Genomic DNA, 23,233 nt, shown 5'->3' with positions numbered 1-23,233 from the left:
GAGCCAGTATCGGCGGCCATCTCCGCCGTGCCTGCCTGGAGAGTGGCGTCCCTGCTGTCTCTCAGGCCTGCCGTCGCAGGCCCGCCACCGTGGCCCGGCAGTGCTGCTCGATGACCGCCAGCATGGCTTGCAGCTGGGCCGGCTCGTAATCGCTTTCCGACCAGCCCAGGCGCCGCTGCAGGGTGGTGCGGGCGGAGCCGAAGGCGACCATGGCGCCGATCAGGGCGTGGGCCAGCAGCAGGTTCTCGGGCGATTCCTCCGGCTGGCCGGTGACCCGGGCCAGGAGCCGGCTGACCAGGGTGTGGCCGGGGCGGGTGAAGCGCTCGTAGAGCACGTCGAAGGCCGGCGTGGGGTGGAACTGCTCCCGGGTGAGGAAGATGAACCAGGCCAGGGGGTGGCCGGGGACGAAGGAGGCGGCGGCCAGATCCCGCACCACCTGCACCAGCAGCTCGCCCGGGTCGGTGGCCGGGTCCTGCAGGCGTTGTTCCGCCTCCCGGGTCAGGCTCTGGATGCGGGGCCCCATCTCGGCGGCGATGAATTCGGCGACGGCCCGGTACACCCCTTCCTTGCCGCCGAAGTGGTAGGGAATGGCCGACTGGTTCACCCGGGCGGCGGCGGCCAGCATGCGGGTGGTGACGCCGTCGTAGCCGTGGCGGCCGAAGAGGGCCAGGCCGGCGGCCAGGAGCCGTTCCCGGGTGTCGTCGCTGTGCAGTTGGGGCAGTTCGGCCATGGCGCGTCCTACACCTGGGTCTGGGTCACCGACTTGCGGAAGCGGGCGTGGGCGATGAGGAAGAAGATGGCGCCGATGCCGGTGATGGCGAGGAACTCGGGCCACACCGTGTCGAGGCCGGCGCCCCGGTAGAGGATGGCCTGGGCCAGGCGCACGAAGTAGGTGATGGGGGCGCCGAGCATGATGTCGCTGACCACTTCCGGCATGCTCTCCCGGGGCGTGACACCGCCGGAGAGCAGTTGTAGGGGCACGATGGTGAGGATGAAGAGCAGGCCGAACTGGGGCATGGAGCGGGCGATGGTGCCGAGGAAGATGCCGATGGAGGCGGCCGAGAAGAGGTAGAGGGCGGCGCCGCAGAGGAATAGGGGCACGGAGCCGGCGATGGGCACCTGCATGATGGCCTGGATCACGGCGATGAGGCCGACGCTGGCGGCCAGCAGCACGGCGGCGCCGCTGGCCCAGACCTTGGCCATCATGATCTCGAAGGGGGTCAGGGGCATCACCAGCAGGTGTTCCAGGGTGCCGTGCTCCCGCTCCCGGATGAAGGCGGCCCCCACCAGGATGATGGTCAGCATGTTGATGTTGTTGATCACCTCCATGACGCCGCCGAACCAGAAGCCGGTGAGATTGGGGTTGAAGCGCACCCGGGTGGTGAGGCGGATCGGCGGGGCGCTGCTGTCCCGCTTGCCGGTGAGGTATTCGTTGAGTTCCCCGGCGACGATGCTCTGGATGTAGCTGGCGCCGATGAAGGACTGGCTCATCACCGTGGCGTCGATGTTCAGCTGCAGGGTCGGGCGCCGCCCTTCCTTCAGGTCCCGCTGGAAATTGGCGGGGATGACCAGGGAGAAGGAATAGCGGCCCTGGTCCAGGGCCCGGTCCATCTGGGCCATGGAAATGAGGTCCGGCGTCTTGAAGTAGGGCGGCGTCAGGGCGCCGATGAGGCGGGCGGAAAGGGGCGAACGGTCCTCGTCCACCACCGCCACCGGGGCGTTGCGCAGTTCCTGGGAGACGCCCTTGGCGGCGCTGTAGATGCCGCCGGTGAAGGCCCACACGATCAGCACCAGCAGCACCTTGTCGGCCCACAGGCTGCGCAGCTCCTTGAGCCCCAGGCGGAAGATGTTGGCCAGCGTGCCGTGGCGGTCCATGGTCGTTTCCTATTTTTCCTGCTTGGGCAGCAGGGCCAGGGAAATCAGGGTCAGAACCGGGATGAAGCAGGCCAGGGCGAGGAACTGCTGTCCCAGGTCGGCAAAGCCCAGGGCCTTGGTGAACACGCCGCGGCTGATGACCAGGAAGTAGGTGGCGGGGAAGAACTGGCCGATCCAGTAGGCGCCGCCCACCAGGGAGGCCACCGGGGTGGTGAGGCCGGAGAACTGCACCGTCGGCAGCATGGTCAGGATGGCGGTGCCGAAGAGGGCAGCGATCTGGGTCTTGGTGAAGGTGGAAATGAGCAGGCCCAGGCCGGTGGTGCACACCACGTAGAGCAGGGCGCCGCAGGCCAGGGCGAGGAAGCTGCCCTTGATCGGCACGCCGAAGACCAGCACCGCCTGCAGGGCCAGGGCGAAGAAGCTGAGCATGGACACCACCACGTAGGGCAGCTGCTTGCCGATGAGGAATTCGAGGCGGCTGACCGGGGTCACGTAGAGGTTGGTGATGGAGCCCAGCTCCTTTTCCCGCACCACGCCCAGGGCCATGAGGATGGCCGGGATGAACACCAGCAGCAGGGGGATCACCGCCGGCACCATGGCGTAGATGCTGCGGAAGTCCTGGTTGTAGCGGTAGCGCAGGGCCACGTCGGTCCAGGTCAGGGTGGGGGCGGTGCCGGTGGCCTCGGTCACCAGCTTGACGATGTACTGCTGGTGCAGGCCCTGGACGTAGCCCCGGGTGGTCTCGCCCCGGTAGGGCATGGCCCCGTCCACCCAGGCCCCCACTTCCGGCGAGCGGCCCTGGTGCAGGTCCCGGCCGAAATTGGGGGGGATTTCCAGGGCCACCGTCAGTTCCCCATCGCGCATGCGCCGCTCCAGCTCGGCGCTGTCGGCGATGGGCGGCTGCTGCAGGAAGTAGCGGGAGCCGGCGATGTTGTCGATGTAGTCCCGGGACTCGGGGGACTGGTCCCGGTCCAGCACGGCAAAGCGCAGGCCTTCCACATCCATGGAAATGCCGTAGCCGAGCACGAACATCAGCAGCACCGAGCCGAGCAGGGCGAAGGTGAGGCGGATGGTGTCGCGGCGCAGCTCCAGGGCTTCCCGGTAGGCGTAGCCGAGCAGACGGCGCAGGCTGAAAGCCTTGTGCCGGTGGGGCGCCCGCGCCGCTGCCGTCGGCGCGGGCTGGGCGTCGGCGGGCGTCGGGTTCTGGGGCTGGGGCTGGGCCGGGGCGGCGCCGCTGGCTTCCTCCAGGTAGGAGATGAAGGCCGCCTCCAGGGAATCGGCGCCCCGGGCGGCCTGCAGGGCGGCCGGGGTGTCGCTGGCCAGCACCTTGCCGGCGTGCATGAGGCTGATGCGGTCGCAGCGCTCGGCCTCGTTCATGAAGTGGGTGGAGATGAAAATGGTCACCCCCTGTTCCCGGGACAGCTCCACCAGCAGGGCCCAGAACTGGTCCCGGGCGATGGGATCGACGCCGGAAGTGGGCTCGTCCAGGATCAGCAGGCGGGGCTCATGCACCACCGCCACCGCCAGGGAGAGGCGCTGGCGGATGCCCAGGGGCAGGTCCGCCGCCGGGGCGTCGGCGTAGGGCGTCAGGTCGAAGCGTTCGGCGAGGGCGGCGATGCGCGGGCCGATCTTCTCCGGCGGCAGGTGGAAGAGGCGGGCGTGCAGGTCCAGGTTCTGGGCCACCGTCAGCTCGCCATAGAGGGAGAAGGCCTGGGACATGTAGCCCACCTGCTTGCGCGTCTCCAGGTTGTTGGCGTCCACCGTCTTGCCGAACAGGCTGGCCTTGCCCTGGGTCGGCGGCAGCAGGCCGGTGAGCATTTTCATGGTGGTGGTCTTGCCGCAGCCGTTGGAGCCGAGGAAACCGAAAATCTCGCCCTTGCCGATCTGGAAGCTGACCCGGTCCACCGCCGTGAAGTCGCCGAAACGCTGGGTCAGGCCCTCCGCCTCGATGGCGAAGTCGTGGCCGTCCGGCGGCAGGGGCGGGATCACCAGTTGGCTGTGGGCTTGGCGCCGTTCCTCCGGCAGCAGGCTGATGAAGGCCTGCTCCAGGGTGGCGGCGCCGCTGCGGGCCTTCAGCTCGGCGGCGCTGCCGGTGCCGATGATGCGGCCGGCGTCCATGGCCACCAGCCAGTCGAAGCGCTCCGCCTCTTCCATGTAGGCGGTGGCCACCAGCACGCTCATGCCCGGGCGGCGGGCCCGGATGCGGTCGATCAGCTCCCAGAACTGGCGCCGGGAAAGGGGATCGACGCCGGTGGTGGGCTCGTCCAGGATCAGCAGGTCCGGGTCGTGGATGAGGGCGCAGCACAGTCCCAGCTTCTGCTTCATGCCGCCGGAGAGCTTGGCCGCCGGCCGGTCGCGGAAGGGGGAGAGGTTGGTGGCGGCGAGCAGTTCGTCGATGCGCCGCTGCCGCTCGGCCTTGCCCTGGCCGAAGAGGCGGCCGAAGAAATCCACGTTTTCCGCCACCGACAGGGTGGGGTAGAGGTTCTTGCCCAGGCCCTGGGGCATGTAGGCGATGCGCGGCTGCAGGCGGGGCCGTACCCGGGCGCTGCCCATGTCCTCGCTGAACACTTCCACCCGTCCCGTCTGGATCTTGCGGGCCCCGGCCACCAGGGCCAGGAGGGAGGACTTGCCGACGCCGTCCGGGCCGATCAGCCCCACCATGCCGCCGGCGGGCAGGTCCAGGGTGACGTCCGCCAGGGCATCAACCTGGCCATAGCGCAGGCTGACGCCGGCGAGGCGGGCGATGGGAGTGGCGGTGTCCAGTGAGGCCATGGTGGCGGGCCGGGAGTGGGAGTGGTTGGAGCTGGGCCGGTGGCGGGATCAGCGCAGCTGCAGCTTGGCGGGCCAGGCCACATCGGCGGCGGTGCGCACGTAGCCGACGCCGGGCATGCCGGGCTTGGCCAGGTCGGCGTGCTGGGCCAGCCATTCCGGCTCCACCCGCAGCTTCAGGCGGAACATGAGCTTTTCCCGCTCGTTGCGGGTTTCCACTTCCTTGGGCGTGAACTGGGCCTTCGGCGCGACGAAGCTGACCCGGGCGGGAATGGGGGCCTCCAGGGCGTCGAGGACGATGCGGGCCTCGTCGCCCACGGCCACCTTGCCCGCTTCCGCCGTGGGCAGGTAGATGGTCAGGTACATGTCGTTCATGTCCAGCAGGGTCAGCACCTTGCCGCCGGCGGCCAGCACCTCGCCCGGTTCGGCCAGGCGGTACAGCACCCGGCCGGCCAGGGGCGCCCGCAGGGCGGTGTCGCGCAGGCTGACGCGCAGGGCCTCGGCCTTGGCCTGGGCCGACTCCACCGCCGCCACGGCTTCGGCCACCCGGGTCTGGGCCGCGGCCAGGGCCGCGTCGGCGGTCTGCAGGGTGCTTTGGTCCTGGTCCAGCTTGTTGCCGGTGACGTAGCCCTTTTGCACCAGGGCTTCGGTCCGCTTCAGGGTGGATTGGGCCAGGCGCCGCTGGCTGGCGGCGCTGTTTACTCCGGCCTTGGCTTCCCGGGTGCTTTCCCGGGCCTGGCGGATCTGGGCTTCGGCCGCCTGCAGCTGGGCGGCCAGGTCCTCGGCGTCGAGGCGGGCGAGGACTGCGTTGAGCGGCACGCTGTCCCCTTCCCGGGCGTTGACCTCGGCCAGGCGGCCCGCCACCTTGGTCGCCACATCCACTTCGATGGCTTCCAGGCGGCCGTTGCCGAGGGCGATGCCGGGGGGCAGGACCGGCGGGCGCAGGCGGTAGGCGATGGCGCCGCCGAGCAGCAGCACGGCGACCAGGACCAGGGGCACGGCCCGGCGGGCGATGGAGGTGGGGGCAGGGGAGGGCATGGGGATTCTCCGCGGAGGATGCGGCGCCTGGGGGATGGCCGGCGCTTTGAATGGCTCCATTGTGCCATTTCATTCATTTGAATGAAATGATGCCGTCCGGATGGAACTGGCAGTGCCGTCCATGACGCGGCGCAGCAACCGGAGAGGGGCGAATTTGTTACACTGAAAAGGTTCCCGTAAGGAACGTCCGTGCGGCGGAAAGCGGCGCCAGAGGCGGTTTTTGGCCAGTGGCCGAGCGAGGACGAAGCGGAGGCGGGAACGCAGCACGCACAGAAAAAGCGCGCAAGAAAGATGGCAGGGGACGATTCGGTGCAGGAATCGAACCGCCCCCCGAGTCCCGCCGAAGCGAGACTCCTAAGACCATAAAAGGAGAACAGCGGCGCCAGATTAAGGGCGCGGGCTTACATAAAACTTACGCGGATCAGGCTCTTATCCTCCATGCGCATACTCCTGGCTGAAGACGACAAAATCATCGCGGACGGGCTTTCCCGTTCCCTGCGGCAGGGCGGCTACGCCGTCGACTGCGCCTATACGGGTCTGGAGGCCGACACGGCCCTGATGACCAATTCCTACGACCTGCTCATCCTCGACCTGGGCCTGCCCAAGCTGCCCGGGCTGGAGGTGCTGAAGCGCCTGCGGGCCCGCAATGTGCAGCTGCCGGTGCTGATCCTCACCGCTCTCGACGGCACCGGCGACCGGGTCAAGGGCCTGGACCTGGGGGCCGACGATTACATGGCCAAGCCCTTCGAGCTGGCCGAACTGGAGGCCCGGGTGCGGGCCCTCACCCGGCGCTCCTCCGGTACCGCCCCGGTCATCACCTGCGGTGCCCTGACCTACGACCAGGCCGGCCGGGTGGCCCAGCTGGACGGCCAGAACCTGGACCTCTCGGCCCGGGAACTGGGGCTGCTGGAAATCCTCCTCTCCCGGGTCGGCCGCCTGGTTTCCAAGGACCAGCTGGTGGACCACCTGTGCGGTTGGGGCGAGGAGGTGAGCCACAACGCCATCGAGGTGTACATCCACCGCCTGCGCAAGAAGCTGGAATCCGGCGGGGTGCGCATCGCCACCGTGCGCGGACTCGGTTACTGCCTTGAAAAGCCGCAAGAACCCGGCGCCGGCCGCTAAGGAGGGGGGCGACGCCCAGCGGTCCCTGTTCGGGGAAATCCTGGACTGGATGCTGGCGCCCCTGCTTTTCGTCTGGCCCATCAGCATCGCCATCACCCACTACTTCGCCAACATCGTCGCCGGCTATCCCTACGACCAGGCCCTGCGGGAGAACGTGAACGCCATCGCCCGGCAGATCCGCTACAGCGACAGCAAGCCGGTGATCAACCTTTCCGGCTCGGCCCGGGCCGTGCTGCGGGCCGACGAGGTGGACAGCGTCTACTTCCACGTCGTCACCCGGGAAGGCACACGCCTGGCCGGCGACAAGGAACTGCCGGTGGCCCCCGAGCTGGTGCGGCCCCGGGACGACACCGGCGAGATCAGCTTCCGCGACGGCGAATTCAACGGCCAGGACCTGCGCATCGCCTACCAGTTCCTCGCCGATCCCAACCGGCCCGACGACCGCTGGCTGGTGGTGGAAGTGGGCGAGACCCTGGAAAAGCGCTCCCAGCTGGCCAACAAGATCATCGCCAGCGTCATCCTGCCCCAGTTCGTCATCATTCCCCTGGCGGTGATCCTGGTCTGGTTCGGCCTCTCCCAGGGGCTGAAACCCCTGACCAAGCTGCGCAGCCGCATCGAGGCCCGACGTCCCGGCGATCTTTCGCCCATCAACACGCGCAAGGTGCCGGAAGAACTGCAGCCCCTGATCGAGGCCTTCAACGGCATGCTGGAGCGCATGGAGCGCAACATGGAGGCCCAGACCCGCTTCATCGCCGACGCCGCCCACCAGATGCGCACCCCCCTCACCGGCCTCAAGACCCAGGCCCAGCTGGCCATGCGGGAGAACGACCCGGAGCGCCTGCTGTACGCCCTGCGGCAGATGGCCGGGGCGGTGGACCGGGCCTCCCACCTGGTGAACCAGCTGCTTACCCTGGCCCGGGCCGAGGCCGGCAGCGGCGCCGCCAGCCAGCCCCTGGCGCCCATGAACCTGGACAAGCTGCTGCGGGAGATCGTCGAGGACTGGGTCATGCGGGCCCTGGAGAACTACATCGACATGGGCTACGAGCCTGCCGACGGCGCCACCGAGATCGAGGGCAACTCCTTCCTGCTGCGGGAGATGATCAACAACCTCATCGACAACGCCCTGCGCTACACCCCCGTGGGCGGCCAGGTCACCTGCCGGGTGGTGCGCCGGCGCAGCGAGGGCGGCGAATCGGAAGTGGTGCTGGAAATCGAGGACAGCGGCATCGGCATCACCGAGGAGCAGTCCGAACTGGTTTTCGAGCGCTTCTACCGGGTGGACGATGCGGGCACCGAAGGCTCCGGCTTGGGCCTGCCCATCGTCCGCGAGATCGCCGAGCTGCACCACGCCCAGGCCAGCCTGCGGCCCAATCCCAAGGGCCAGGGCAGCATCGCCCGGGTGGTTTTTCCCGCCTACCAGGAGCCCCGTCCCGAGCTGGCCGAAGATGCGCCCCTGGCCTCCGCCTGGAACCGCTCCCTGCCGCCGCCGGGGTCGGTGTGAGGGCGTTGCGAAATAAATGTCACAAAGTCTTTGACAGGTCGGTAGGTCGTGGCTACAATGCGGCCTTCGTTTTTGGCCAGTTAGCTCAGTTGGTAGAGCAGCGGATTGAAAATCCGCGTGTCCGTGGTTCGATTCCGCGACTGGCCACCAAAATTCAGCGCCCAACTGTTCTCGGTTGGGCGTTTTCATTTGTGCTTCCCGCATGACACGCGGGGTTCCCGCACATTCTGCGTGTGCGACCAGGCTCCTGTGGCCTGGCAGGAACATCCCCGGTTGCCCTCCGTTCCGCCCTCTCTTCTCTCGAAATCGGCGCTAACTTCTTCGCCGTGGCACACGCACATGGCCTTTTGCGACCATCATTTGCGCGCGTGCCATTGCCATTCGTTGTCGGGTGGGCTTGGAGCAGCAGTCCGTCACGCCAACACTGCCGCCGCGCAAGGCATGGAATACAAGCCTGCGCGTTGCTGCGTGACGACGAGTGCTCCGTAGGCCGCCAGTCGAGCCTCGTGCTCCGGCTTGCCCTTGTCCTTAGACTTGATCTTGAACAGGTCAATCGGCTTGTCGCTCTTCTGGCCAGCGCGCTGCATGATCCTTTCTCCGTCCACCTCGACTCCCTTGAACGACCACAGCGACTCGAAGACCTTAGCCTGACCATCGGTGAACCGGATCGGCGTGGCCTGCACGTCCGGCAGCGTCGCCCACTTGAAGTCCGCCGAGAATGGCCCGTTCACAGGTGCGGCCGGATCGGCCACTGCTGGCGCTGCAGACGGTGCCGAAGGGATGAACGAGATCCCGTTGCCATAGAACGTGAATCGTTCTTCCAGCGCCAGCCATTCCACTCCTGAGCCGAAGGGCGATCCACGAGTCGTGCGCGGCCTGGGAGTGATGACTCGGATGTTGCTACCCGCAACTCGGACACGATCCAGCAAGGACGGCTCATGCAGCACTCTCGTCAGATCTCGGGCCAGCACGACCGGCGAGCTGCGGGCATTACCGAGCCGCCAAGCACCGTCGCCCAAGTCATCGATGTCGTCGCGGCTCTCGATGTCGAGCGCGAGGCGCATTTTCTGCCTCAGCCAGTCTTCGTCCAGGGCCAACGCCGCACCGTCGATTGCCTCGACAGGAACCTGGCCACACTCCGGGCACCGGCAGATTCGACCGCCCCGTCCATCGCCCCAGACCTGCGCCCTATGCTGCTGACAGTGGGGACAGAGCACAAAAAACTGATCCACCACTGTTGGCCTGACGGCTTTGCCGAGCATAGACAAAGCAGATACCTCGCGTGGCGACAGCGTGGCCCGCAGCACCGGCGTGCCGCCTGCGAACAGTCGGCAAACCAGGGCCCAGGCATCGTGCGTCGTCATTGGTCAGTCCTCGAAAGCGGATGAAGAACTGACTGGGTCGGTCTCCGGCGGCAACTCCTGGGCGCTGAGGGTCTGGCCCTTCTGCAAGATGCCCACCGCAACCAAGTAGCCTTCCAGCTGCGCCTGCATCTTGGCGTCGAACTTGTGCAGATTCAGCCGCCCTTTGCTGGTCACTTCGATGGTGACCACCTTGGGGCGAGTCCTGCCCGGCTCGGGCGGGTAATAGAGATTGACCTGTGCCGCTGTCACCGCCCACTGACCCTCCAGCGGGCCTGGGAGTTTCTCCTTCAGCAAATCGTGCACCGAGCGTTGCTGGCTGGACTGCATCGCCGTGCATTCGATCTTCAGCGCCGTGTCGGGGCTGAGCAGGGTGAGTGCCTTGAGCTGCACCATCGAAAAACCGTCCTCAAAGACCTCCGGCACATCGAACCCGGTGCGCAGCATCGACAGATCCAGAGTCGGCGACTTGATCTTGTGAGCGCTTGCTTTCACGCCCAGCACATGCTCCGCGAAGGCCTCGACCAGCATTTGCTGATACTTTGCCCCGCCGCGCACCAGCGTGCGCACGACACCGGTGGACTTGGCGTACTCCAGCACCATGTGGATGTTGGGGTTGCCGACCCGGCGTTTCAGGGTCGCCCCCTCGAACTCCAGACGCAGCATCGCCATGTCCTTGACATGGACCGACAACAGGAACACGCCCGGGCTGCGCTCGACCAAGTGCGCCACGCTGCCGTCTCCGCATTGGAGTTCGCGCTTGTAGAAGGCCGAGATGGCGTGACGCAACGCGGTCAGATTGGCATCCGAACCGTTCGGTTGGCGTTTCAGGCCAAGATCGTATTGCTGTGTCTGTTGCCCATGCTGTTCCCAAAAGCTGAAGTCATAGGCACGCTCGAACAGTGCCGGGTGGTGGACGTAGAGCCAGAAGGAACGGTGGATGTCGCTTGCACACAGCGCCAAACCCGCAAGCGCAGCACCATCGGCCACGGCCGCCTCAAACATCGCCTGCTTACCAGCTGCATCGCCCAACTGAACGCTGGCCATGAGGTTGGCGGTCATCCGGTCGCGGGCAGCAATGTCGGGCCAGACTTTGACCGCTTCGACCAGAAACTGGCTGGTCTCCGGTGTGTCATCCCAGGCAAAGCCATCGGGCACAGGCAGGCTGTGGGTGGTCAGGAAGTCGCGCAGCGTGGCGTCCACCGGCAGCTCGAGCATCACGTCGACAAAGGTCTTCTTCATCTTGATCGTCCTTTCTGGATCGGCGTCGAAGGTCTGCGACCGATGTACGGACTGCACTGGCCAGCGACTAGGTTACTGAACACGCACCTCGTACAAGTAAAGCAGCGAGATACAATCGCGATTCTGAACCTCAGATTTCCGCTTGTCAATCAAAGCGGCACATCTAGACCTTATTTGTATCTCGCGGCTATACTGGCGGTCTTGTTTTTGTTAACTGACTGTTTTCCCCTACAGGAGCATCGCTATGGCTTCAGCGTTCGGAGCACGCCTGCGACGCTTACGCGAGGCGAAGAAATTGACCTTGCAACAGGTCGCCGACGAAGTCGGCTGTACCAAGGCGTATATATGGGAACTGGAGATGAAGGACGGCCAGCGTCCCTCCGCTGAACGGGTCCAGGCCTTGGCCAGGGTGCTGGGCGTGACGATGGAGGACATCATGGGCGAGCCCATTGAACAGGTTCCTCAGGCCAGTCCAGAAGATGTGGCCTTCTTCCGCGAGTACGCTGGAATGACGGACGAGGAGAAGGATCGTTACCGTCAGGCACTCAAAATCATGTTCCCCGACAAGAACTAAGGCGGTCTGACAATTGAGCTCATCCCAGCCCCTAACCGGTTCCATCGCGGCCAGCACCGTCTTGAGATGGTTGCGGGCCTGGCACGCCGATGGCATGCCGGATGCCGTGGATCTGGAAGTCGTCCGGCAAATGCTTCCAGAGACGCCTTACGGCAAAGGGGTGCGGGAGATCAAGGCCCCGATGGTGCTGGACATCAATAGCTGCGAAGGCATGTTGGTGCGCAACCCACAGGACACCGCAGAGTGGGGCATCTTCTATAACGGCAAGGCAAACCCCGAACGCCAGCGTTTCACCATCGCTCACGAACTGGGCCACTTCATCCTTCACCGCGATCAGCGGCAAAGTTTCAACTGCGACAAGGAAAGCGTGTACTCCGGCGCTGACACTATCCGTGTCATCGAACGTGAGGCGGACGACTTTGCCAGCAACCTGCTGATGCCTGGCGACTTGCTGCGCGAGTGGATCTCGAACCAGCACATCGACTTGCATGTCCTGAGCGCCCTTGCCAAACGGTTCCAGGTGTCGTTCGAGGCGCTGTGCATTCGGTTCATCAAATTCACCACGCAGCGGGCAATCCTTGTCTATTGGGACAACGGTTTCGTGAAGTACGAATGGCGCAGCAGCAGCGCGGTCAAGACGCGCGCCCGCATTCGGCGCACTGACGATCCGCAGGAACCATTACCCGGCACCCTGGCTGCTGATTCCACCGTTGAGCAGGAGTGGGATGGCACGGAGATGTCTGCAGCGATCTGGTGCCCGGAGGAGGCACCACACATGAAGTTGCGCGAGTTCAAGCACAGCTACACCACAGGAGATCGCGTCCTGACCCTTTTGCTACTGGAAAGTGCTGAACCACGGTCATGGGATCGGTCTTGGCAAGACGGCGAGAGCTTTGACAGCTTCGATCAGTTCGTCTCGAACGGGCAATTGCCAGTACGGTGAGTCCCTCGATGACAGGCTTGCCGATCCAACCCATAGATGAAGAACTGCAGACCTTGCAACGCGAGGTGCAGCGAATGCTGGGCCGTTGTCTCTTGCGTCTGCAGCAGTACGAACAACTGATGAAGGCCATCGTGGCACACCACGAAATCTCTGCGTCAGGATCACCCCTCGAATCGAACCAAGCGGAGCGCATTGCGGATGCCGCAAACAAGACTCTGGGTACGTTGGTTGGCACGCTGCTCGGAACGTATGTCACCAGCGGCGAGCAAGACGAGGTCGCCGAACCAGATACGCCCGACAACATCATCTCGTTCAAGATGAAGATGAGCTTGCGGATGTCTGCCGAGGATTTCGATACGACGCAAAACGATCTGAAGGAACTGGTTCTGCTGCGGAACAACCTGGTGCACCACTTTATCGACCAGCACGACCTTTGGAGTCAGGATGGATGCCGTGGTGCGCAAGAGTCCTTGGCGGCGGCCTACAGTCGCGTCGATCAACACTTTGAGCAACTGCGAGGCTGGGCGGAGCACATGGATCAGGCCCGTCGTCTGGCGGCGGAGTTTGCCCAGTCCGATGCCTTCCGCGATCTGGTGATCAACGGCATAGCGCCGGATGGCTCGGTGGATTGGCCCGCAGCCGGAATTGTTCGCGCATTGCGTGAAGCGGCAGATCAGTTGGCTGTCGACGAGTGGACGCCGGTCGCTACTGCTGGACGATGGATTGCAGAAAGGTATCCCGATCAACTGCCGGCCAAGTATGGGTGCAGCAGTTGGCGGCAGGTCGTGCACGAATCCCGCCTTTTCGAGCTTCGGTATCGGGAAGTGAATGGCCAGCGCGCGGCTTGGTATAGGCCCAAAGAGACATAGCGCCAAACCCGCGCACTCACGCTAATTCACGTTACGCGAAGTGCCCTTGGTTTTTAGCATGAGCAGCGTTTTCCATCGGAACGCTTGCCATGACAGAAATCGAACCTATCTCCATTTGCACATCACCTGACCGGCCACGGCACGGGCATCAAGAAATCGCTGATCTCTTGGCTGCCGCGCTGCTGCGCCTTCGTGTCCGCCAATCGCGCGACATCTCCAAAAACAGCGAGCACGTTTGCCTTGGCTTCCCCGGCCAACAGCGCGTGAATGCGAACCCCGATCACAACAACGGAGTTCGCCCATGACAGCACACGCAACCTCACCAACGCCCGCCTCAGTCGCCGCCCGCGTCGCGGCTATTCCCCATCTTTCAATGGATGATCTTTGGGCTCTCTGGGACGACCATTTCGATGAACGGCCGAATCACCACCATCGGGTCTGGTTGGAAAGTCGCCTGGCCTACCGGATGCAAGAGCGCGCGTTTGGCGGTTTGAAACCATCACTGCGCAAGAAGCTCGAGGAGGTTGGCGAAACCGGCATCTTGCCCAAGCAACTGCGCGGCGATAGTCAGCGCCTGCTGCCCGGTACCGTCCTGACACGCGTCTACGACGACATTGAGCATCGTGTGCTGGTGCGTGGATCGAATGATTTCGAGTACCAGGGGCAACGCTTCAAGAGCCTGTCCGCTGTAGCCAAACGCATCACGGGCAGTCACTGGTCAGGTCCGGTGTTCTTTGGCTTGAAGGCACCAGCTTCGAAGAAGGAGGCGGTATGAGCTCAGTGCGGCGAAACCAGATTCCCGCAGTCACGCCAAAGAAGCGCTGCGCCGTCTACACCCGCAAGTCCACTGACGAAGGCCTCGATCAGGAATACAACAGCCTCGAGGCACAGCGTGATGCAGGCTTGGCCTTCATTGCCAGCCAACGGCATGAAGGCTGGATAGCCGTCGACGACGGATACGACGACGGCGGCTACTCGGGCGGCAACATGGAACGGCCCGGGTTGCGCCGCCTGATGATCGACATCGAGGCGGGGAAGATCGATACCGTGGTCGTCTACAAAATCGACCGCCTCACGCGCAGCCTGCCGGACTTCGCAAAGCTGGTCGAGGTTTTCGACCGCAACGGCGTCTCCTTTGTCGCGGTCACGCAGCAGTTCAACACCACCACATCGATGGGGCGATTGACGCTCAACATCCTTTTGTCATTCGCGCAGTTCGAACGCGAGGTCACCGGCGAACGCATCCGCGACAAGATCGCCGCCAGCAAGGCCAAGGGCATGTGGATGGGCGGAGTCCCGCCTCTTGGATACGACGTGGTCGAACGCAAGCTCGTCATCAATGAACGTGAAGCCGCGCTGGTGCGTGACATCTTCCGCCGCTATGCCGAGCACGGCTCGGCTGCGCGACTCGTCCGCGAATTGGAAATCGAAGGGCATACCACCAAGGCATGGGTCACCCAGTCCGGTCGGGAGCGATTGGGACGCAGCATCGATCAGCAGTACCTCTTTACCTTGCTGCGTAACCGCATTTACCTCGGTGAAATCTGCAATCACGAGACGTGGTACTCGGGCCAGCACGACCCCATCATTTCTCAAGAATTGTGGGACTCGGCACACGCCTTCATTGAGAGGCGAAAGCAGGCTCCGCGCGAACACCGAGCCAAGCATCCGGCACTGCTGGCGGGACTTCTGTTTGCACCGGATGGCCAACGCATGTTGCACTCCTTCGTCAAAAAGAAAAATGGTCGGCAGTACCGCTACTACGTGCCTTACCTGCACAAGCGGCGCAACGCCGGTGCCAGCCTGGCTCCGCATACGCCGGACGTGGGCCACCTGCCAGCCGCCGAGATCGAAGATGCAGTGTTGGCGCAAATCCATGCTGCGCTCTCATCGCCGCAAATGCTGATCGCAGTGTGGAGATCCTGCCAGCAGCATCCGGCGGGGGCGACGCTGGACGAGGCACAGGTGGTGGTCGCCATGCAGCGCATCGGTGACGTGTGGTCGCAACTGTTCCCTGCCGAGCAGCAACGGATTACACGGCTGTTGATCGAACGCGTGCAACTACACGGGCACGGCCTGGATATCGTTTGGCGAGAGGACGGTTGGATCGGATTCGGTGCGGACATCAGCACGCATCCCTTGATCGAAGAGTCCCAAGAGCGTGTCGAGGAGGCTTTGGCATGAATGCCACGACCCACCAGCGCCAGCGCGCCGTCCGCATCGAGATTGGAGCCGAGGCGCGCAGTTATGTCAGCGAGGGGCAGCGGGTTACCTTGGTGCCCCTGACGATCAAGCGCCGCCAGAACCGGAAGCTGCTGATACCGCCAGCCCCCGAGATCGCGGACCGAATCGGTGGCTTCGATGTGCCGATGATCAAAACGCTGGGCAAGGCCTTCTACTGGAAGCGCTTGATCGACGATGGCACCTACTCCACGACAACGGACTTGGCGCACGCCTTCAAAGTGGAACCGGGCTGGGCTGCCGAGGTCCTGCGCATGACCATGTTGGCCCCCGATATCGTGGAGGCGATATTCGAAGGACGTCAGCCACGCCACCTGAATCTGCACACCTTGCGTGGCCGCCAAGAGCAACTGCCGCGCGATTGGCCTGCGCAGCGTCGATTGCTCGGTTTCTCCGACGCCTGATCTGCTTCCAGACACATCCGATGACGGCGAGCCATGTGCTCGCCGTTTGCTTTTCTGCACTGGGCCATTGGCGAACCTGGAGTTCCGTCGTGGTTCGCCATTGCGTCCCTTAAAGGTTCGCCACCCGAAGTTTGGAATGACACCTGTTACTCAACAACGTCACAGGAGCATTCCATGCAGACACCAACCAGCGGTATCCCCCGGTCGCCACAGCAGGCGATCAACACCATGTCACCCGGTGATCGCCGCGTGCTCAACGAAAACGAGCTCGCGCAACGCTGGGGCGTTAGCCCCAAGACTTTGCAGCGCTGGCGCAGTGAGGGTCGCGGTCCACGCTACCTGAAGCTGTCCAAGCGTGTCGGCTACCCGGTCGACGCGATCCTCGAGTTTGAGCGCGAAGCGCTGCACGACTCGACATCCGAACGCGCGGCGGTTTGAGGAGAGATGCGATGAATGACATCACCATCTTCCCTGCCGACATCGCCGAGATGTCGGTCAGCCAACTGGCCGCATTGCCGCCCGCGCAGAAACACGAGATCGACAAGAACCTCGATGCAGCCATCGACTGGCTGAAGAAGGCGCGCACCAAGTTCGATGCGGCACTGGATCAGTGCTACGGCGAGCAGGCACGCACCGCGCTGCGCGAATCCGGCCGTGACTTCGGCACAGCACACATCAGCGATGGCCCGCTGCACCTGAAGTTCGAGCTGCCCAAGAAGGTCAGCTGGGATCAGAAGCAACTGGCTGAGATCGCTGAACGCATCGTCGCCTCAGGCGAGAAGGTCGAGGGTTACCTCGACATCAAGTTGTCCGTCTCCGAATCCCGCTTCACGAACTGGCCGCCTGCTTTGCAACAGCAGTTCGCCGCCGCTCGCACCGTGGATTCCGGCAAGCCGTCTTTCACCCTTTCCATCGATTCGGAGTAATGACCATGAGCACCAATCTCATCGCCTCGCTGCGTCAACAGCTGCCGTCCATCTACGGCGAACACCTCCCTGACGAAATCCGGTATCGCCGCGCGGACGGTCAGGACGTCGTTGTCCCGCTTGATGTCGCCACTGTGGACGAGCTGGCTTTTGCCATCCAGACAGCCAACGCGGAATCGCTGGCGCTCGGCCGCCGCCGCACCGCGCTGGAAGAACTCCACACCGAGATGCGCAAACGTGCCGCGCGTGGAGTCGACCGTATCGCCGACGTGTCGTGGGAGGGCTGATCATGAGCGCGATCATTCCCTTCCAGTTCGAAGCGCACGCCGTGCGCGTCCAGGTCGATGAACTCGGTCTGCCGTGGTTCAACGCCACCGATGTCTGCGACGCCCTGGAGATGGGCAATCCGTCTCAGGCGATCAAGTCCCACGTCGATGCCGAGGATCTCCAGAAATTGGAGACCCTTACGGCAGGTGGCCGTCAACGTCAAAACCACGTCAACGAGTCGGGGCTTTACGCCCTGATCCTCGGTAGCACCAAGGATGCCGCCAAGCGCTTCAAGCGCTGGATCACCGGTGAAGTGCTGCCTGCAATCCGCAAGACAGGCGCGTATTCCGCCGCCACCACGATGGCTGCCTTGCCCGCGCCGACCCAAGATCGCGTCACCGCCATCCTGCTGATCGGCGAAGCGGTCGCCAAGGTACCGGGTGTCAAGACCGGCATTGCAATGGCTGCCACGTTGACCTGCATTCAGGAAAACACCGGCCTGACCACGGAAGTGCTGCGCCGCGCTTTGCCTGCCGCCAACGAGCCGATCTGCTCGCTCAACGCCACACAGCTCGGCAAATTGCTGAGTCGCTCAGCCAAAGCCACGAACCAGTTGCTGGCATCCGGCGGCCTTCAGTTCCGCAACGACCGGGACGAGTGGGAACTGACCGAGGCCGGTGAAGCATGGGCCGAAGCCATGCCGTACTCCCGCAACGGTCACAGCGGCTACCAAATCCTCTGGAATCCGGCGGTCGCGGAGCAACTGAAGGAGGTGGCGTGATGTCCCTCCCGATCATTACCGCGCAGCAGCGCTTGGCCGAACGCAAGGGTGTGAAGTTGCTGATGCTGGGCAAGTCTGGCATCGGCAAGACCACCCGGCTCAAAGACCTCGACCCTGCCACCACCTTGTTCCTCGATATTGAGGCGGGCGATCTCGCCGTGGCCGATTGGCCGGGCGACACCATCCGCCCGGCATCGTGGCCGGAAAGCCGCGACTTTTTCGTGTTCCTCGCAGGCCCGGACAAGTCACTGCCGCCGGAGAGCGCGTTCTCGCAGGCGCATTACGACCACGTCATCGAGAAATTTGGCAGCCCGACGCAGCTCGACCGCTACCAGACCTTCTTTCTCGACTCGATCACGCAGTTGTCCCGGCAGTGCTTCGCATGGTGCAAGACGCAACCCGGTGCCACCAGTGACCGCTCCGGCAAACCGGATCTGCGCGCGGCCTATGGCCTGCTCGGCCAGGAAATGATCGGCGCACTGACCCACTTGCAGCACGCACGGGGCAAGAACGTGGTGTTCGTCGCCATCCTCGACGAGCGCCTCGATGACTACAACCGCAAGGTGTTCGTGCCACAGATCGAAGGCAGCAAGACCAGTCTGGAGCTGCCCGGCATTGTCGATGAGGTCGTGACACTGGCCGAGATCAAGGCCGACGACGGCAGTGCTTACCGCGCCTTCGTCACCCACACCGTCAATCCCTACGGCTTCCCGGCCAAAGACCGCAGCGGTCGTCTCGACCTGCTGGAGCCGCCGCATCTCGGCGCACTGATCGCCAAGTGCGCAGGCCAGTCGCCATTGCCCATGCCCGGCTGCACCGGCACCCCCACCGCAGAAAACACCACCGAATCCAAGGAGTAATCGCCATGTCGTCCAACTATTTTGATTTCCAAGATGCCGATCCCCAACAGTCGGGCTTTGACCTGATCCCCAAGGGCGCTGTCGTGCCAGTGCGCATGACCATCAAGCCCGGTGGCTATGACGATCCGGGACAAGGCTGGGGCGGCGGCTACGCCACCGAGTCCTTCGAAACCGGCTCTGTCTACCTCGCCGCCGAGTTTGTCGTCACGGCGGGCGACCATGCCAAGCGCAAGATGTGGAGCAACATCGGCCTGCACTCCAAGAAGGGGCCGACCTGGGGTCAGATGGGGCGCAGCTTTATCCGCGCCGCGCTCAACAGCGCCCGCAACGTCCATCCTCAGGACAACAGCCCGCAGGCCGCCGCCGCGCGCCGCATCCAGGGTTTTCATGAACTGGATGGCCTGGAGTTTCTGGCGCGCGTGGACATTGAGAAGGATGGCAAGGGCCAAGACCGGAACGTGGTCAAGATCGCGGTCGAGCCTGATCACCCCGACTACGCAAAACTGATGGGCGTGCCGCCCAAGGCTCCGGGCAGTGGACATTCCGGCGCTCCAGCGCAGGCGGCTGCGCCTGCGTATCAGGCACCGGCTCCACAACGCGCACCGGTGACCGGCAAGCCGTCGTGGGCACAGTGAGGGAGGCCGATGAAATGCTGGGTCTGCAAACGACAGGCCCGGGGATTCGGCCACACCGACAACCGTCACGGTGTCGGCCATCCCCGGCGCTATCCCATCGACTGGGTGTTCTGCTCACAACGCTGCCAAAACGCGTTTCATGCGCTGTACGGCAACTGGCTGCGGGTCAAGGAAGGTCGCGTCGACAGTACGGAGGTCGCCATGATCGATCCATCTGATGTCGAACTGGCCGCGATGAAGAAGTGCCTCAGGGCCTTCGGCGAGGCTGCGGGCGAGATTGGCTTCACCAAGCCGCTGGGCGACTACTCCGAAGCCGAGGCGCTGCAAGTGATCGACGCCATCGTCACTTGCTACACCGAGGCAATGGTCGCGCACCACGAGGCGAGCAAGTACCCACCGGTACGCGGCATGACGCCTGCGCCCGACCCTCTGGCCAACCCGTTCGCGGATCTGGAGGACGACCTGCCCTGGGAAGAGCCGAAGGGGAAGAAGCCATGATCGACTTCAACTCCTCATCGAGCATCTCGGGTCAGGTCACCACCCTGGTGGACACGGGCCTGCAGCAGGCTCGCGCCCGCCAGTCCGAGCGCCAGTACCTCGGGGCCTCGCGCCTCGGAGTGGCCTGTGAGCGAGCGCTGCAGTTCGAGTACGCCAAGGCACCCATCGACCACGGGCGTGACACCCCGGGCCGAATGCTGCGGATCTTCGAACGCGGTCACGTCATGGAGGACTGCATGGTCGCGTGGCTCCGGGACGCGGGCTTTGACCTGCGCACCCGCAAGGCCGACGGCGAGCAGTTCGGTTTCTCGGTGGCCGATGGCCGCCTGCAGGGCCACATCGACGGCGTCATCGTCGGCGGCCCCGAGGGATTCGCCTATCCCGCGCTCTGGGAATGTAAGTGTCTCGGCAACAAGTCCTGGAGCGATCTGGACAAGAAGGGCCTGACTCTCTCCAAGCCCGTCTACGCCGCGCAAGTGGCGATCTACCAAGCCTATCTCGAACTGCACGAGCACCCGGCGATCTTCACGGCACTCAACGCCGACACGATGGAGATCTACACCGAGCTCGTGCCCTTTGACGCAGCACTGGCCCAACGCATGTCGGATCGGGCGGTCAAGGTCATCACGGCGACCGAGGCGGGAGAGCTCCTGCCGCGCGCCTTCCATGACTCGACCCACTTTGAATGCCGGATGTGCGCGTGGCAAGACCGCTGCTGGAGGACACAAGCATGAATACCTCGAATTTGAATCACGTACTGGGCGAGCAGCTGATCGACGTGCGCCAGGCTGCCCTGATGTTCAACCTGCCGTCGTATTGGCTCTCTCAAGCCAAGGAGCGAAAGGAGCGTCGCATTCCGCATTACCGCGTCGGCAAACTGGTTCGCTTCAAACCCAACGAGCTGGAAGCCTGGATCGCTGCGCAGCAGACGTCACACGAGGGTGGTGCCGATGCTTGATTTCAATGACACATCACCACCGGGAGAAACGGGCCGGCGCAACGTCAATGACAGCGAGCGGGACGATATTCGCACTGAACTGATCGCACGCATGGAATCAGTCCTGACCACGATGCTTCCGGCAGGAAAGAAGCGTCGTGGCAAGTTTCTGATCGGGGACATCCTGGGCAGCCCGGGCGACAGCCTTGAGGTGGTACTCGAAGGCGACAAGGCTGGTCTCTGGACGGATCGTGCCACGGGCGATGGCGGTGACATCTTTGCCTTGATCGCCGCCTACCTCGGGGCCAACGTCCACACCGACTTTCCCCGGGTGCTCGACGAGGCAGCTGATCTGCTCGGTCGTTCGCGATCAGTGCCGGTACGCCGCGCCAAGAAGGAAGCTCCGGTTGATGATCTCGGCCCGGCCACGGCCAAGTGGGACTACTTCGATGCCACCGGCAAACTGATTGCGGTCGTGTACCGCTACGACCCACCCGGGCGCAAGAAGGAGTTCCGGCCGTGGGATGCCAAGCGGCGTAAGATGACTCCGCCCGATCCGCGTCCGCTGTACAACCAGCCGGGGCTGGCTGCCGCTGGTCACGTTGTGCTGGTCGAGGGCGAGAAGTGTGCGCAGGCCCTGATCGCCATCGGCGTGGTGGCAACCACGGCCATGCATGGCGCAAACGCTCCCGTCGATAAGACCGACTGGTCGCCGCTGGCGGGCAAATCCGTGCTGATCTGGCCTGACCGGGACGCGCCAGGCTGGGATTACGCTGACCGTGCATCGCAAGCAATCCTGAACGCGGGTGCGACCACGGTCGCCATCCTGGTGCCACCCGATGACAAGCCGGAAGGATGGGATGCGGCTGACGCCATTCCGGACGGCTTCGATGTGAGGGGCTTCCTCGCCGTCGGCGAGCGGATGCCGGTGATGCGGTCGGTCGAGGAGACGCCACCACCGGATCTGCTGACCGGTGTCGACTGGACTACGGAGGACGGCTTGTCCTCGGCCTTCACACGCCGCTATGGCGAGGACTGGCGCTACTGCGCGCTTTGGGGCAAATGGCTGGTCTGGACCGGCGTGCGCTGGAATCCGGATCAGGTTCTCTATGTGTCTCATCTGGCGCGCGGTATCTGCCGGATGGCGTCACTCAAGGCGGACAGCCCTCGGCTCACAGGCAAGCTGGCCAGCTCCGCCACGATCTCATCCGTCGAGAAAATCGCACGCTCCGATCCCAAGCACGCGTCCACCGCCGAGGAGTGGGATGCCGACGTCTGGGCACTCAACACACCAGGCGGTGTGGTTGATCTGCGCACGGGCCGCATGCGACCGCACCGGCGCGATGATCGGATGACCAAGGTGACCACGGCCACACCGCAGGGCGACAGTCCGACGTGGCGCGCATTCCTGGCCGACGTCACAGGCGGTGACGCTGAACTGATTGCCTACCTGCAACTGATGGTTGGCTACTGCCTGACGGGCGTGACCAGCGAGCACGCGCTGTTCTTCCTGTACGGGACCGGCGCGAACGGCAAGTCGGTGTTCGTCAACGTCCTGACCACCATCTTGGGCGACTACGCGGCCAACGCGCCGATGGACACGTTCATGGAGGCGCGCACCGACCGGCATCCGACCGATTTGGCGGGCCTGCGCGGTGCCCGCTTTGTGTCCTCCATCGAAACCGAACAGGGTCGGCGCTGGAACGAATCCAAGGTCAAGGCCATCACCGGTGGCGACAAGGTGTCTGCGCGTTTCATGCGCCAGGACTTCTTCGAGTACGTGCCGCAGTTCAAGTTGGTGATCGCAGGCAACCACAAGCCATCGATCCGCAACGTGGATGAGGCGATGAAGCGGCGACTGCACCTGATCCCGTTCACGGTGACGATCCCGCCCGAGCGGCGTGACGGCAGGCTGACCGAAAAACTGCTCAAGGAGCGGGACGGCATTCTGGCGTGGGCAGTCGAGGGCTGCAGCTTTTGGCAACGCCAAGGACTGAAGCCACCCGCCAGTGTGGTGTCGGCGACCGAGGAGTATTTCGAGGCTGAGGACGCGCTCGGGCAGTGGATCGAAGAGCGTTGCTTACTGGCCAAGACCCACCGCGAAGGCGTTTCCGAATTGTTCGCCGACTGGCGTGAATGGGCTGAGCGCGCGGGTGAGTACGTGGGCTCGGTCAAGCGCTTTTCCGAACTGATGGCCGCCCGCAAGTTCGAGAAGTGTCGGCTGACCGGGGGCGCACGTGGGATCACGGGCATAGCCCTCAGGCCCAAGCCGTACAGCCATGGCTACCCCTATCGAGATGACTGAGCAATCCGGGCGAGTGACGGATTTGACGGGTTTCCTGATTGACGCGCTACGCGTGCGCGCACGTAAAGGCTGTTTTCCAAAGAAC

General features: G+C 64.2%; 25 protein-coding genes and 1 tRNA gene. 20 read left to right on the top strand and 6 right to left on the bottom strand.

The window, feature by feature from the left end; translation table 11 throughout:
* Window positions 1–61: 61 nt before the first annotated feature.
* The 4 genes from OEL49_RS13145 to OEL49_RS13130 are packed head-to-tail and all read right to left on the bottom strand — an operon-like array spanning window position 62 to window position 5,682.
* Window positions 62–730, bottom strand: a complete 669-nt coding sequence (locus OEL49_RS13145) for a CerR family C-terminal domain-containing protein (protein ID WP_130459191.1) — start codon at window positions 728–730, stop codon at window positions 62–64.
* Between the two features lie 8 nt (window positions 731–738).
* Complete coding sequence (locus OEL49_RS13140) at window positions 739–1,875, bottom strand: ABC transporter permease (protein ID WP_014235389.1); 1,137 nt, start codon at window positions 1,873–1,875, stop codon at window positions 739–741.
* Between the two features lie 9 nt (window positions 1,876–1,884).
* Window positions 1,885–4,647: a ribosome-associated ATPase/putative transporter RbbA gene (rbbA, locus tag OEL49_RS13135; protein WP_287875076.1), complete on the bottom strand. Its 2,763-nt coding sequence runs from the start codon at window positions 4,645–4,647 to the stop codon at window positions 1,885–1,887.
* 48 nt (window positions 4,648–4,695) lie between these two features.
* Window positions 4,696–5,682, bottom strand: a complete 987-nt coding sequence (locus tag OEL49_RS13130) for an HlyD family secretion protein (RefSeq protein WP_014235387.1) — start codon at window positions 5,680–5,682, stop codon at window positions 4,696–4,698.
* Between the two features lie 438 nt (window positions 5,683–6,120).
* Here OEL49_RS13130 and OEL49_RS13125 point away from each other — a divergent pair, with 438 nt between their 5' ends.
* From OEL49_RS13125 to OEL49_RS13115, 3 genes are all read left to right on the top strand, one after another.
* A complete protein-coding gene (locus tag OEL49_RS13125; RefSeq protein WP_014235386.1) occupies window positions 6,121–6,804 on the top strand; it encodes a response regulator transcription factor in 684 nt (227 codons plus the stop codon).
* Window positions 6,770–8,305: a sensor histidine kinase gene (locus OEL49_RS13120; RefSeq protein WP_014235385.1), complete on the top strand. Its 1,536-nt coding sequence runs from the start codon at window positions 6,770–6,772 to the stop codon at window positions 8,303–8,305. Before OEL49_RS13125 ends, OEL49_RS13120 begins: the two co-directional genes overlap by 35 nt.
* Before the next feature lie 74 nt (window positions 8,306–8,379).
* Window positions 8,380–8,455, top strand: a tRNA-Phe gene (locus OEL49_RS13115).
* Between the two features lie 263 nt (window positions 8,456–8,718).
* Here OEL49_RS13115 and OEL49_RS13110 read toward each other — a convergent pair.
* The gene (locus OEL49_RS13110; RefSeq protein WP_029043090.1) at window positions 8,719–9,669 is read right to left on the bottom strand and encodes a hypothetical protein; all 951 of its coding nucleotides are present in this window, start codon (window positions 9,667–9,669) and stop codon (window positions 8,719–8,721) included.
* A 3-nt stretch (window positions 9,670–9,672) separates the two neighbouring features.
* Complete coding sequence (locus OEL49_RS13105; protein WP_020200577.1) at window positions 9,673–10,908, bottom strand: hypothetical protein; 1,236 nt, start codon at window positions 10,906–10,908, stop codon at window positions 9,673–9,675.
* Between the two features lie 244 nt (window positions 10,909–11,152).
* Here OEL49_RS13105 and OEL49_RS13100 point away from each other — a divergent pair, with 244 nt between their 5' ends.
* From OEL49_RS13100 to OEL49_RS13020, 17 genes are all read left to right on the top strand, one after another.
* On the top strand, window positions 11,153–11,482 hold the full coding sequence (locus tag OEL49_RS13100; protein ID WP_020200576.1) for a helix-turn-helix domain-containing protein: 330 nt from the start codon (window positions 11,153–11,155) through the stop codon (window positions 11,480–11,482).
* A 13-nt stretch (window positions 11,483–11,495) separates the two neighbouring features.
* Window positions 11,496–12,425, top strand: coding sequence for an ImmA/IrrE family metallo-endopeptidase (locus OEL49_RS13095; RefSeq protein ID WP_020200575.1), 930 nt, complete (start codon window positions 11,496–11,498; stop codon window positions 12,423–12,425).
* A 17-nt stretch (window positions 12,426–12,442) separates the two neighbouring features.
* Complete coding sequence (locus OEL49_RS13090; RefSeq protein ID WP_287875068.1) at window positions 12,443–13,294, top strand: OST-HTH/LOTUS domain-containing protein; 852 nt, start codon at window positions 12,443–12,445, stop codon at window positions 13,292–13,294.
* Between the two features lie 89 nt (window positions 13,295–13,383).
* Window positions 13,384–13,599 (top strand): hypothetical protein, encoded by a 216-nt coding sequence (locus OEL49_RS13085; RefSeq protein ID WP_081651279.1) that lies wholly within the window; start codon window positions 13,384–13,386, stop codon window positions 13,597–13,599.
* Window positions 13,596–14,069, top strand: a complete 474-nt coding sequence (locus OEL49_RS13080; RefSeq protein WP_081651278.1) for a DUF2924 domain-containing protein — start codon at window positions 13,596–13,598, stop codon at window positions 14,067–14,069. The genes OEL49_RS13085 and OEL49_RS13080 overlap by 4 nt, the downstream gene beginning before the upstream one ends.
* Window positions 14,066–15,478, top strand: coding sequence for a recombinase family protein (locus OEL49_RS13075; protein WP_020200571.1), 1,413 nt, complete (start codon window positions 14,066–14,068; stop codon window positions 15,476–15,478). The genes OEL49_RS13080 and OEL49_RS13075 overlap by 4 nt, the downstream gene beginning before the upstream one ends.
* Complete coding sequence (locus OEL49_RS13070; protein ID WP_020200570.1) at window positions 15,475–15,939, top strand: hypothetical protein; 465 nt, start codon at window positions 15,475–15,477, stop codon at window positions 15,937–15,939. Before OEL49_RS13075 ends, OEL49_RS13070 begins: the two co-directional genes overlap by 4 nt.
* A gap of 174 nt (window positions 15,940–16,113) precedes the next feature.
* The gene (locus OEL49_RS13065) at window positions 16,114–16,377 is read left to right on the top strand and encodes a helix-turn-helix transcriptional regulator (RefSeq protein WP_020200569.1); all 264 of its coding nucleotides are present in this window, start codon (window positions 16,114–16,116) and stop codon (window positions 16,375–16,377) included.
* 11 nt (window positions 16,378–16,388) lie between these two features.
* Window positions 16,389–16,865: a hypothetical protein gene (locus OEL49_RS13060; RefSeq protein ID WP_020200568.1), complete on the top strand. Its 477-nt coding sequence runs from the start codon at window positions 16,389–16,391 to the stop codon at window positions 16,863–16,865.
* Window positions 16,866–16,870: 5 nt separating this feature from the next.
* A complete protein-coding gene (locus tag OEL49_RS13055; RefSeq protein WP_029043088.1) occupies window positions 16,871–17,152 on the top strand; it encodes a hypothetical protein in 282 nt (93 codons plus the stop codon).
* Between the two features lie 2 nt (window positions 17,153–17,154).
* A complete protein-coding gene (locus OEL49_RS13050) occupies window positions 17,155–17,913 on the top strand; it encodes a BRO-N domain-containing protein (RefSeq protein ID WP_029043087.1) in 759 nt (252 codons plus the stop codon).
* Window positions 17,913–18,773, top strand: coding sequence for an ATP-binding protein (locus OEL49_RS13045; RefSeq protein WP_020200565.1), 861 nt, complete (start codon window positions 17,913–17,915; stop codon window positions 18,771–18,773). Before OEL49_RS13050 ends, OEL49_RS13045 begins: the two co-directional genes overlap by 1 nt.
* 5 nt (window positions 18,774–18,778) lie before the next feature.
* Window positions 18,779–19,408, top strand: coding sequence for a hypothetical protein (locus OEL49_RS13040; protein WP_020200564.1), 630 nt, complete (start codon window positions 18,779–18,781; stop codon window positions 19,406–19,408).
* 9 nt (window positions 19,409–19,417) lie between these two features.
* Window positions 19,418–19,906 (top strand): DUF6511 domain-containing protein, encoded by a 489-nt coding sequence (locus OEL49_RS13035; protein ID WP_029043086.1) that lies wholly within the window; start codon window positions 19,418–19,420, stop codon window positions 19,904–19,906.
* Window positions 19,903–20,640 carry a hypothetical protein gene (locus tag OEL49_RS13030; RefSeq protein ID WP_062794259.1) on the top strand — a complete coding sequence of 246 codons (738 nt, stop codon included), beginning with the start codon at window positions 19,903–19,905 and terminating at the stop codon, window positions 20,638–20,640. Before OEL49_RS13035 ends, OEL49_RS13030 begins: the two co-directional genes overlap by 4 nt.
* Entirely contained in the window at window positions 20,637–20,864 is a 228-nt protein-coding gene (locus tag OEL49_RS13025; protein ID WP_020200561.1) for a helix-turn-helix domain-containing protein, read from the top strand. Before OEL49_RS13030 ends, OEL49_RS13025 begins: the two co-directional genes overlap by 4 nt.
* Window positions 20,857–23,148 carry a phage/plasmid primase, P4 family gene (locus OEL49_RS13020; RefSeq protein ID WP_029043085.1) on the top strand — a complete coding sequence of 764 codons (2,292 nt, stop codon included), beginning with the start codon at window positions 20,857–20,859 and terminating at the stop codon, window positions 23,146–23,148. Before OEL49_RS13025 ends, OEL49_RS13020 begins: the two co-directional genes overlap by 8 nt.
* The last annotated feature ends 85 nt before the right edge of the window (window positions 23,149–23,233 follow it).

The organism is Azospira sp., from assembly GCF_030247495.1.
In the GTDB taxonomy this organism is placed as follows: domain Bacteria; phylum Pseudomonadota; class Gammaproteobacteria; order Burkholderiales; family Rhodocyclaceae; genus Azospira; species Azospira oryzae.
Note: the sequence above shows the minus strand (reverse complement) of the source record. Positions and strands in the feature narration are given on the sequence as shown.